This is a genomic window from Sandaracinaceae bacterium, from assembly GCA_020633055.1.
GTDB lineage: Bacteria > Myxococcota_A > Polyangia > Polyangiales > Houyiibacteriaceae > JADJJE01.
Window position 1 is genome coordinate 361,941 of the sequence record JACKEJ010000010.1, and the last position, 11,069, is coordinate 373,009.

Here is an 11,069-nt window from a genome sequence, read left to right on the forward strand (position 1 = left end):
GCGATGGCCGCACCGCCGACAACCTCGGTGGAGGAAGCATGGCCTTTTCACGCATCACCGACGCGATCGAGTATTACGGCCGACGCGGCCAAGACCGCGGCGCGGTCCGCGTCGTGCGCAGGCGGGACCCGGACAAGTTCCGCTGGCGTGGCGCGATCGCGGCCCTGACAGCGGCCGCCGGCCAGCGGCGTGGCACCGACCGGGCGCGCCTCGAAGAGCCCGTGCGCGAGCTGGTGCTCGACCTGCACGACGGAGCGCTGATGCGCGAGGTCATCCTGGACGCGCGACGCTTCCGCGTAGACCTGGACCGCGGCGAGGTGTTGCCGTTCCGAACACTGGGCGACCTGCGGCGCACGACCTTTCTCACAGGCACGGATCTCGACGCGGTGCGGCGCTACATCACGCTCCCCGAGGACTTCCACGCACCGATCGACACGGCCGGCGTGGTGGTCGTGGGACGCGCGCTGGCCGAGCAGCACCGCCGCCGCGCACAGCGCGTGCTGATGGAGCTACCCCCGGCAGCACCCACACGCACCGAGAGCCCGCTCGCCGCCCAGCTACGCGAACGCGGAGAGCGCGACGCCGACGCGGCCCGCCGCTGGCGCGCCGTGGCCGACGCCATCCTGCGCGACGGCTGACCCGGGAGGGCTCAGAGTCCGGCCAGCAGCCCGTGCAGCACGTCGATGCGCACGCCGTAGCCCGGCACGGCGTCCTGGCCGACCGTTCCGGCGTGTACGGCCGCCACCCGCCCCTCGCGGTCGAACACCGGAGAGCCGGGGGTGCCCTGGAGCGCGTACTCGAGCTGCTGGTTCGAACCCGCGCCCGGCAGGTCGCTCACGTTGGTCACGCGCCCGCCGCGCAGGCCTCCACCAGTCCCCGCCGCGGCCCACACGAACACAGCCGTTCCGTCGAGGACGCCGTCCACTTCGTCGGTGGGGGCGAGCGAGGTCAGGGCGGGCGCGCTGCCGGTGACGCGCAATAGCCCCACGTCTGGACCAACCTGCGCCCCCGCGGGCATCCCGGGATGTCGGTACATGTGGACCACATCTTGGGGGACACCCCCCGGGGGCCGCGCGAAGGCCGTGTGACCGCTCTCCGCGGCCGCCTGGAGCGCGTGGACACAGCGTGCAGACGTCGCGATCAGGTCCCGTCGGACGGCGAACCCGGCGCAGATCTCGTGCTCGCGCCCGACGGGGTCGCGATGCAGCACGCTGAACAGCGCGCCTGCGTGTGCGTTGGCGATGCGCGTGGCGTCCGCCGCGGTGGGGGGTGGCGTGCGCACGCGCTGCAGCCACCACAGACCGACGCCCACGGCGAGCCCCACGACCAGCAGCCCGAGGCAGGAGAGACCGACGCCCAGCCACACGCCCATCCCGCGCCGGGGTGCCGGGCCTGGTGGCAGGGGGTAGCTCGGCGTCCCCGCGACAGGTGTGACGGGCGCGGTGGGCGATGGCTCGGGGGGCGGCGCGTGCGCCGGTGGAGGCGTGGACGACAGCGGCTCGAACAGCACCGCGCGGCTGTCGAGCGCGGGCGGACCGAACGGCGCTTGGCCCGTTGGTGGGCGCATGGTCGGGGCGTCGGTCTCGAGCAGCTCCACGCGGAAACGAGGCCCACCCGCGCCGAACTCGATCTCGTCGCCATCGGCGAGCGTCGCCTCTCGGATGCGCTGGCCGTTGACCCAGGTACCGTTGCGGCTCTTGCTGTCGGTGAGGTGCCACTCCGCTCCTCGGCGCACCATCTCCGCGTGATAGCCAGAGGCGTCGAGGTCGGCGTTGGGGTCGAGCGCCAGCTCGTTGTCCGGCTGACGTCCACAGCGCACCGGACCGTGATCGAAGGTGACCGACCGCCCCGTGTGGGCTCCGAACGTCTGGTGCAAGCGGATCAAGCGGCAACTCGCACGGGCAGGTCCTAGGGGATGATCGGCGCGGGGGCTGCTGGCGCGGCGGGCGCGGCGGGCGCAGGCGCGGCGGGCGCGGGCGCGTCTGCCGTGGGCCCACTCAACAAGACGTCACCAGGGATACCCGGCCGGAGGGTGAGCTCGGAGCTCACGACGGCGGTGCCGGCCACGCGGATCTCGAGGCGATGCGGACCGGGCTGCAGCTCCAGCTGCACGTCCGCCCCCGAGGTGACCGGTCCGTAGTCCTCGCCATCGACGAAGAGGTGGCCATCGGCGATGTCGGTGCGGATGCGCAGCTCGACCGCCGCCGCGGGCGCGAGCGGAGCGATGGGCGGCGGAGGCGTCTCTTCCTCGGAGGAGCCGGCCAGGCCAAAGGCGATGAAGAAGCCGAACAGCAAGAGTGCGCCGAGGAGCAGCGCGCCGAGCGCGATGAGCGACCACGGCAACGGCGCGCCCGTGGGCAACGTCGGCACTGGATCGTCGTACTCGATGGGCGCCCGCTTGACGTCGCTGCCTGGTTTCGCAGCGCCCGACTTCATGCTGGCGCGGCGCGCCATGCGCTCGTCGTCTTCTTCGAGCACCGGCAAGGGGTACTGTTGGTAGGCGGCCTTGGGCGCGCCCGCGGCGGGCCCGAGACCAGGGCCATCGAAGTCCGCGATGATGCACGTGATGTTGTCGTGCCCGCCGCCCGCGTTGGCCATCTCGATCAGGCGCGCGCAGCAGGATGGGATGTCGCGCACCTCGGCGAGCACCTCACGGATGATCTCCGAGTGCACCATCCCGCTCAGACCGTCCGAGCACATCATGATGCGGTCACCCTGACGCAGCTCGAGGAAGGTCAGGTCGACCGCGACGTCCTCGGTGGTGCCCAGGGCCTGCAAGATGATGTTGGAGTGCTCGAAGGACTCCGCCTCTTCCTCGGTGAGCTGCCCGGCTTCGATGAGCTGGTTGACGAGACTCTGGTCCTTCGTGATGAGCGAGAGCTCGCCGTTGCGCAGCACGTAGGCGCGGCTGTCACCGACCTGCCCCACGAAGAGGACCTTGTCGATCAGGGCGGCCGCGGTGGCCGTCGTGCCCATCCCGCGTCGCGTGCGATCCATCTTGGCGGAGCCGAAGATGCGCCCGCCCGCGTCCTCCACGGAGTACACCAGACGCCGCGCGAGGTCGTCCCGCGACGCGCACGTCTCGCCCGAGGACATGATCTCGAAGATGGTGTCCACCGCCATCTGGCTGGCGATCTCACCAGCGGCCGCGCCGCCCATTCCGTCACACACCGCGAGCAAGATGCCGCCCGCCTGGATCTCCGTCTCCTGCACCTGACCATCGGGCAGGTCACGTACCTTGGAGGTGAGGTTGGCGACCGTGAGGTTGTCCTCGTTGTGCTCGCGGATGAGGCCCACGTTGGTGGCACCAAAGTAGCGGACGTGGATGGGACCGCTCGGCGCGACGGACGGCCCTCCGGCGGAGGGGGTCTTCATGGCGTCTTCCTGGCCCGTGGGGGAGGACTCGCCAGCCGCTTGGGGTTGTTGCTCCACGTTGCCTATGCGCCCTTCTGCATCTGCGGACGCCTGCGGCGCCGCATCTTGGCCCTGCTCACTCATCGGCCGGCCCCGGTGTTCCCGTCGAAGCGGAAGAGATGACGCCCGACGCGGAAGTGATCCCCGTGGGTCAGCTCACGCTCGCCGCGGACACGCAAGCTGGTGCCGTTGGAGGACCCGACGTCCTTCAGACGGAACCGCTTGGCGGCGCGCTCGATCTCGATGGCGGCGTGGCGACGTGAGAGAAACGGGTCGTCCGTGAAGACGATGTCGCCGTTCTCGCGACCGAGCACCGTCTCGTCGCGATAGAGGTAGTGAAGGTCACGCCCGACACCCTCGGTGGTGTATTGCACCAGGCGCGCAAGCCGCGGCACCTCGGGCGTGCCGAAGGCCAAGACCCCGCCCAGGTTGGCGGGCCCGAGCGGCAGCTCGCCGTCCTTCAACACCTCGAAGCGCAACACCTGCTGGCCGATGAGGACGTAGTCGCCCGACGTGAGCTCGGCGGGCGCCGTGAGGCGCAGGTACACGCCGTTCGCGCTGTCGAGGTCGCGCAGATAGAAGCGTCCCGCGGCGCCTCGCACACGCGCGTGACGCGGCGAGAGGTAGGGGTCGTCGGCCAGCACGATGTCGCCTTCACTGCGACCGATGTCGGTGTTGCCCTCCTTGAGCGCAAAGCTCTGCCCGTCGGAGCCGTCCTTCAGGATGGAGACGAGCCGTCCGGCGGCGGCGGTCACGCCAGCGTTCGGGCCCACGGTAGCGGCGAACGCTGCGGGCTGCGCCGAGGGCGCCGCGGGCGTGGGCTGCGCGGCAGGGGGGCTGTAGGGCGCGGGCTGCGCGGCAGGGGGGCTGTAGGGCGCGGGCTGCGCGGCGGGGGCGGGCTGCGCGACGGGGGCCGGCTGCTGCGCGGGGGCGGCGGCCTGCGCGCCCGGAGCGTCGCTGTACCGCGCCCCGCAGAACTTGCAGAACTCGGAGCCATTGTCGCCCACGCCACGGCAACGCCAGCAGAGCGGTCCACCGATGGCACCCGAGATCTGCTCGGCCACGGCCTGCCCAATCGAGCTGGCGGGCGGACCGCTGTGCACGGGTTGGGGCGCAGCGGGCTGCGCAGCGGGCGCCGGTGGCGCGGCGGGGCCCGGCAGGCTGTTGCCGCACTCGGTGCAGAAGCGCATGTGCGCGGACTGCTGCGAGCCGCACCGCCCACACGACACGGTGGTGGGTGCAGGTGGCGCTGCCTCCGCTGGCAGCCGAAAGCCGCAGTTCTGGCAGAAGACGCTCCCGACGGGGTTGCTATGGGCGCAGCTTGGGCAGCTCATTCTGGCGAAGTGGAACCCGGCGAGCCCCTCTGAGTCAAGCAATCATCCGGGTCCGGGACGCAGGCGTGGGGGCCGCGCGGGGGAGCCTAAGGACCGAACCGGAGCGACAGTCCGCCGCCGACGTTGATGGACAGGTCGAGACCTCCGCTCCGCGATCGTCGCACACCGTCCGGCTGAGACGTGAAAGGCGCGGTGTAGAGGGCGCGCACGATGGCGTAGAGGGTGAACGACAGGGTGTTGGTCGCCTCGAGCTCGACGCCCGCGCGGCCGTCCACGTGGAACCCGAAGGTGGACACGCGAAACGTGTCGCCAAAGAGCACGGCGCCCACCTCCACCCCGACGAACGGGTGCGCGGCGTTGCGCAGGAGAAAGAAGTGCCGGAACGACACGCTCAGCTTCTGGAGGGTGCTGAGCTCGAAGACGTTGTCGCCGCCCATGAAGTCGACGTCGTACGCCACGCCGAGGCCGACCCCACTGCGGTAGCGTCGCTCGACCAGCGCACCCAACCCGAAGCCGGAGCCATAGATGCAGGCCGCGTTCTCGGGGCACAGACGTCGCGTGACGATGGGTAGGTCGAGCTCGAGACGCGGCTCGATGTTCCACGCAGGAGGCCGGTCACGCGGGTCGGGGGGAAGCTCGAACTCCTGCGCGCGCGCGCTGCCGAACTGCATGCAGAGGGCCAGCGACAAGAGCCACCCGGCCTTCGCGCGCCGTGATCCCGTCGATGCAGATGAGGCAGGAGAGCGGCGCATGCGAGAGGTTCGGGACATCGGATTTGACAGGTGGGTCGAGCATCCCATAATGGGCGCCGTCCATAGCTTTTGGAGATTCGGTTCGTGGAGATCTACCTCGACAACCGCGCTTTGCGCCAGATCAGACTCTCGGTATCCGACGCCATCGACGAAGGCGACACGGAGAACCTTCGTGATGACCTCGTCCGTGTTTTCTCGACGGAAGACACCGAAGAGATCGAGCGTCGCGTCGACTCGGGAGACATTTACGACTTCATCTCGGAGGTGCTCGACGAGTGGTCCATGGAGGACTTCGACGAGCTCATCGAGCTGCTCGAGGCGCACCTGACCGACGCCGACATAGAGCTCAAGTTCGGCTCGCCCGACGGCGAGGACGACTCGGACGACGACGCCGAGGCCGACGGTGACGACGACGGTGACGACGCCGACGACATCGACGACGACGGTGACGACGACGGCGACGACGACGGCGACTTCGAAGAGGGTGGCGACGAGGACTTCTAGTCCCGGGGCGCTCGGCGCCTGACCGCAGCAGGACGCGCTGGACTCCGGTCCGGCGCGTTTTCGTTTGGGCGCGCGACGAGGCGACCGACGCCGGTGGCCGCCGGTGCGCTACGCGCGACGCGTACGGCGTCCGTCGCGACGGCTTCGCACGACGCGTAGGACGGCCGACATGGGCCGTCGGCGCGCTTGGCTCGGGTGGGCGTTCGGCCTACTCGCCGCCGCAGTCGGCTTCGACGCGGGCGGCCGCGAGGCGCCGTGGGTGACCCACCTCGAAGTCCTCGACCACGTCGCGCAGGATGTCGCAGCCGCGCTCGCGCTCGCCCTGCTCCAGCCACATCACGCCGCGCTCGTAGCCCGCGTCGTCGTGCAGGATGCTGTCCGGGAAGCGACGCACCACGCGGCGGAACTGGCTGTCGGCCTCGTCGTAGTCGTGCAGCTCGTCGCGGTAGATGCGCGCGATGTTGAGCTGCGCCAGGGGCATGCCCGTCTGCGTGTAGCTGCCGATGATGGTGGTGTTCTCGAAGCGCTCCAGCATGCGCTCGAGGCGACGGATGGCCACCAGCGGGTGTCCGTCCTCGACGTCCATCTCGGCCAGCTTGGCGATGGCCTCGTCCCAGCGGTGCCCCTGCGGGTACGGGTGGTCGCGCACGATCTGCTCGAGCGTGGCGCGCGCGCCGGCGCGGTCGTCGGCTTCCAGCTGGATGTCCGCCTTGAGCTTGAGCACGTCGTCCGCGAGGTCCAGCTCGCGCACGCTGGGGTAGAGCTCGTCCAGGTAGGCGATGGCGGCCGCGTAGTCCTCGCTGTCGCGCCACGTGAAGGTGCGGAAGTAGAGCGAGCGCGTGCCGAGGCCGTCGTCCGGGAACTCACGCATGACCTGCTCGAACAGCTCGTTGGCGCGGTCGGGCTGCTCCATGCGCTCGTTGAGCACGCGCGCAGCGTCGTAGATGGCGCGGCCCGTGCGGCGCGACGCGGGGCGACGCGAGCCCAGGTCGATGAGCAGCGCCACGGCTTCTTCGTAGCGCTCTTGGTCGATGAGCACGCGGCTGCGGCGGTAGTCGGCCTCGTCGCGGTCGATGCGGCGCTCGGCGTGCTCCGCCGCGTCGGCGTAGGCGCGCTCGGCCTCGTCCAGGCGCCCGTGGTGGACGTGACGCTCGGCGGCGGCGAACGCGTCCAGGTGCTCTTCGCCGCGCTGCTGCGAGAGGGTGGGAGGGCAGCCCAGGAGCAGGAGGCTCGAGAGGCTCACCACGACGGCAGAGGGACTACGCACGCGGCGGGAGATACCACGAATGGTGGGGCTTCGGGTAGCGGCTTTCGTCGTGTATAGTCCCGCCTCCAATCAGGAGGAATCAGCATGAGTCTCAAGCTCGGAACCGTCGCCCCCAACTTCAACCAGCAGAGCACCATGGGAGACATCTCCTTCCATGAGTGGGCCGGGGACAGCTGGGTGGTCTTCTTCTCCCACCCCGCGGACTACACGCCGGTGTGCACCACCGAGCTGGGCATGGTGGCCAAGCTCAAGGACAAGTTCGACGCCCGCAACTGCAAGGTGCTGGCGCTGAGCGTGGACCCGCTGGACAGCCACATGGGCTGGCTCAAGGACATCGAGTCCACCCAGGGCGTGACCCTCAACTACCCCATCATCGCGGACGCCGACTCCTCGGTGGCCAACGCCTACAACATGATCCACCCGGAGGCGAACGCGAAGGTGACCGTGCGCTCGGTGTTCTTCATCGACCCGCAGCACAAGGTGCGCGCCACCCTCACCTACCCGCCCGCCACCGGCCGCAACTTCGACGAGATCCTGCGCGTCCTGGACGGCCTGCAGCTGACGGACAACTACTCGGTCGCCACCCCCGCCAACTGGAAGGACGGCGACGACGTGGTCATCGTGCCGAGCATCAAGGACCCCGAGGAGATCGCCAAGAAGTTCCCCAAGGGCCACACGGAGCTCACCCCGTACCTGCGCATGACCCCGCAGCCGAACAAGTGAGCGGAAAAGTGGCGCGGGTGCGCGCGGTGGCAGTTGACATGGCCGCAGCCGCGCGCTACCAGATGCGCCGCTTCACGCCACCTTAGCTCAGTCGGTAGAGCAACGGTTTCGTAAACCGTAGGTCATCAGTTCAAGTCTGATAGGTGGCTCCACGAAAGGCCCTTGAATCAAGCTGGTTCAGGGGCCTGTTCTTTTGTGCAGCCCTGACGGATTGCCGGGCGATTGCCGGCTCGGGCGGATGTCGGGTGCGCGCACGCTGTCCCGCAACTCGTTGGGTGCTGAGCCGATACGGCACCCATGCCTGAACAGCCACACGGTTTGCGCGCCCTTCCACTCGGTGCGGGGTAGACCGGAATGCTCACACCGAGGCGAGTGTCTGATACCGTGGAAGAAAGGTTCGCCATGAATGAGCCCGCAGGACACGAAGACGAGTTCGAGCCGTTCGTCGAGCACACGCTCGTGGGGCCACGCTTCAGCGGTCACGCGGTGCCGGTGGCGGTGCTGCCCGAGCTCACGGCGTACCGCGAGATCTTGCTGGACGTCGCTCGCGCCCTGTTCTTTCGCGAGCACCCTGACCGCAAGCGCGTCCCAAAAGGTTTCGACGACGGCCTCGACCTCGTCCTTCGCACCATCGAGGACGGCAGCGCCGTGGCGCCACTCGAGAGGCGTCGTCGTCAGTCCACACCACGCCAGCTCGCCCTCGCCGTGGACGGCGTCGAGGACGCTGGGACCGATTTTCACAGACTGGCACGCGACCTCACCAGCGAGCTGATTGCGTCCGTCCGCGACGGCAAGGGGGTCCCGCCCGCCTTCCCGCCCACGTCACTCCGCTTGTTCAACAACTTCGGTCGCTCATTGCGAGCCGACGAGCACATCGCGATCTCCCGAGGTCCGGGGACCCCCACGACAACCTACGACCCCGCCGTCCGGAAGAGGGTGGTGCTATCGCGTGAAGCCACCTATGAGGACCGCGTGGAGATCACTGGCCCGGTAGTGCAGTTCGACCGCGAACGCGAGACGTTCGGCGTCTCTGACCAGGGGCGCACCGTCGTTGGTTCACTCAAGGGGCTGTCGGAGGAGCAGTTTCGAGTTATCCGGCAGGCGGCCGTCCACATCGACGCGCTTCAAGTTCGGATCGTCGGCACCGGGGCGTTCGACCTCAACGACCGACTCGTGCGCCTGCTCGGCGCGACCGACGTGGACTTCGCCGAGGACGAGGACCTGCGGGAGGCGCTGAGCATCGAGAAGCGTTTGGCGGCCATCGCGACACTCGCCGACGGGTGGCTCGACGGCGGCGGCGCCGCAGTCTCTCGCGAGGGTTTGGCGTGGCTGACGCAGGCTCTCACTGCAGCAGAGGGAGACGGGCTACCGCGCCCCTATCTCTACCCAACACCAGATGGCAACGTGCAGGCCGAGTGGACGTTCCCCGACGCCGAAGTGTCGGCGTTCGTCGACCTCAGCGTTCGAACCGCGTCTTGTGTCGGGGTCCACATCAAGAGCGGCGCTCACCTTGATGGGGACTTCTCGCTCGAAGTCGCTGAAGGGACGTCCCTGCTGGCTGGCTTCGTCGCGCGGTTCGCCCCATGAAAGGGTGGATGACGTGACGAAGGGACCGCAACTCGACGACCAGACCGAGCGCCTCTTTAGGCAGGTGCACCCAAGCTGGATTCAGGAAGGGCGCCCGACCAGCCAGGCGTTCCGACCCACACCGAAAGACCAGGGGCAGCTCTCACTCGCTCGTGGGGCGAAGACCTCCGCAGCAGACGCGTACGCGCTCTACACCGTCCGCATGGGGCTGAAGTCGGCGGGCGTGTGGGCGCTGCGTGTGGGTGACTTCACAGCTCAGAACATCGCGGTGTTCGCTGACCCGATAGACGGCCCGGTTCCCGACCCGGCCCACGCTGTCGCGGACTTCGCGGAGCTCGACGACAAGCAGACGCGCATCCGGTCGCAGGTGCTGAAGGCGCGCGCTGAGCCTGTGTTCGTGCAGAAGGGGAGCGACGACTCTTCCAATCCGCGAGGCTTTCACCGGGCTGCCAGCTCTACCCCTTCAACCTCTCGCGTAGGATCCGCCTCGCCTCGGCCTTTCCACGCGCGACGAACTCGGCCTTCTGCTCCGTTTCCCCAGGAACCCCAAGTGCGTCGCTGAGTTCCGCAATGAAGTCATCACCGGAAACCAGTGCAGCGACCTTCTGATCTCTCGAATCGTTGAAAGCACGAACACCTCCCGATATGAGCCATTGCGGGTCCGGTCTCACGGACCATCGCCTCGCTTGGACGACATGCGGAACGAAGCGGAGACCGGGGTGCTTGAGCAAGGGTGGAACACGCTCGGTCAGCGGCGTCACCACACCATCCCGGCGCCCGCCTTCCGCAACGCCTCCCGGCGCTCTTCGTAGTCGGGCATCACGCGGCCCAGCAGAGCCCAGAATGCGCGGCCGTGGTCGTCATGCGCCAGGTGAGTCAGCTCGTGAGCCACGACGTAATCCACGAGCCTCCTGGGGGCCTGGATGATGCGCCAGTTGAGGCGGATGTTGCCGGCGGCGTCGCAGCTGCCCCAGCGCTTCTGGGGCTCGCGGATGAGCACGGCTTTGGGCTCTACCCCGAGCTTGGTGGACCACTCGGCTACCCGCTCGGGGAGGCGCTCTGCGGCGTGGGCGCGGTACCAATCTTCGAGCAGGGCGCGCACGAGCGCGGGGCGGTCGTCGCTGGAGCTGCCCCGGGCGACAGTAGCTTCCAGGTAGCGGCCCGTGAGCTTGACGCCGGGCTCGGTCCCCGCACGGACGCGCAGGCGGTACTGGCGGCCGAGGTAGAGGAAAGTCTCGCCGCTCACGAACTCGCGCGGGGTGGGCTTGGGCGGCACGTCGGCGACGCGGCGTTGGCGCTCGACGATCCACGCGGCCTTCTTGCGGACCAGGCTGGCGATGCGCTCGTCGGCGACGGCGGGCGGGGCCACGACCTCTACGCTGCCGTCCGGCTCGACGCGGATGGCGAGGGTCTTCTTGCGGGCGCTGCGAGCCACGCTGTACGCGATGCGGGTGCGGCCCCACTGGAGCTCGGCGTGGGCGGTCACGG

Annotated in this window: 10 protein-coding genes and 1 tRNA gene; 5 read left to right on the forward strand and 6 right to left on the reverse strand. The window is 69.2% G+C overall.

What is annotated here, in order from left to right:
- Window positions 1-38 precede the first annotated feature (38 nt).
- Window positions 39-638 carry a hypothetical protein gene (locus H6726_23950; protein ID MCB9660720.1) on the forward strand — a complete coding sequence of 200 codons (600 nt, stop codon included), beginning with the start codon at window positions 39-41 and terminating at the stop codon, window positions 636-638.
- 11 nt (window positions 639-649) lie between these two features.
- Here H6726_23950 and H6726_23955 read toward each other — a convergent pair whose 3' ends face one another.
- The 4 genes from H6726_23955 to H6726_23970 all read right to left on the reverse strand — a co-directional run bounded on the left by H6726_23955 (window position 650) and on the right by H6726_23970 (window position 5,437).
- On the reverse strand, window positions 650-1,885 hold the full coding sequence (locus H6726_23955; GenBank protein MCB9660721.1) for an FHA domain-containing protein: 1,236 nt from the start codon (window positions 1,883-1,885) through the stop codon (window positions 650-652).
- Between the two features lie 23 nt (window positions 1,886-1,908).
- Window positions 1,909-3,375: a serine/threonine-protein phosphatase gene (locus H6726_23960; GenBank protein MCB9660722.1), complete on the reverse strand. Its 1,467-nt coding sequence runs from the start codon at window positions 3,373-3,375 to the stop codon at window positions 1,909-1,911.
- 119 nt (window positions 3,376-3,494) lie between these two features.
- Window positions 3,495-4,748: an FHA domain-containing protein gene (locus tag H6726_23965; GenBank protein ID MCB9660723.1), complete on the reverse strand. Its 1,254-nt coding sequence runs from the start codon at window positions 4,746-4,748 to the stop codon at window positions 3,495-3,497.
- A gap of 86 nt (window positions 4,749-4,834) precedes the next feature.
- Complete coding sequence (locus H6726_23970) at window positions 4,835-5,437, reverse strand: hypothetical protein (GenBank protein ID MCB9660724.1); 603 nt, start codon at window positions 5,435-5,437, stop codon at window positions 4,835-4,837.
- A gap of 147 nt (window positions 5,438-5,584) precedes the next feature.
- On the opposite strand from H6726_23970, the gene H6726_23975 reads away from it, so the two are divergent.
- On the forward strand, window positions 5,585-6,004 hold the full coding sequence (locus H6726_23975; GenBank protein MCB9660725.1) for a hypothetical protein: 420 nt from the start codon (window positions 5,585-5,587) through the stop codon (window positions 6,002-6,004).
- 208 nt (window positions 6,005-6,212) lie between these two features.
- Here H6726_23975 and H6726_23980 read toward each other — a convergent pair whose 3' ends face one another.
- Complete coding sequence (locus H6726_23980) at window positions 6,213-7,271, reverse strand: tetratricopeptide repeat protein (protein ID MCB9660726.1); 1,059 nt, start codon at window positions 7,269-7,271, stop codon at window positions 6,213-6,215.
- 84 nt (window positions 7,272-7,355) lie between these two features.
- On the opposite strand from H6726_23980, the gene H6726_23985 reads away from it, so the two are divergent.
- The 3 genes from H6726_23985 (at window position 7,356) to H6726_23995 (ending at window position 9,581) form a co-directional block, all read left to right on the forward strand.
- Entirely contained in the window at window positions 7,356-7,994 is a 639-nt protein-coding gene (locus tag H6726_23985) for a peroxiredoxin (protein ID MCB9660727.1), read from the forward strand.
- A gap of 76 nt (window positions 7,995-8,070) precedes the next feature.
- Window positions 8,071-8,146, forward strand: a tRNA-Thr gene (locus tag H6726_23990).
- A 250-nt stretch (window positions 8,147-8,396) separates the two neighbouring features.
- Window positions 8,397-9,581 carry a hypothetical protein gene (locus tag H6726_23995; protein MCB9660728.1) on the forward strand — a complete coding sequence of 395 codons (1,185 nt, stop codon included), beginning with the start codon at window positions 8,397-8,399 and terminating at the stop codon, window positions 9,579-9,581.
- 757 nt (window positions 9,582-10,338) lie between these two features.
- Here H6726_23995 and H6726_24000 read toward each other — a convergent pair.
- Window positions 10,339-11,067: a M48 family metallopeptidase gene (locus H6726_24000; protein ID MCB9660729.1), complete on the reverse strand. Its 729-nt coding sequence runs from the start codon at window positions 11,065-11,067 to the stop codon at window positions 10,339-10,341.
- Window positions 11,068-11,069 lie beyond the last annotated feature (2 nt).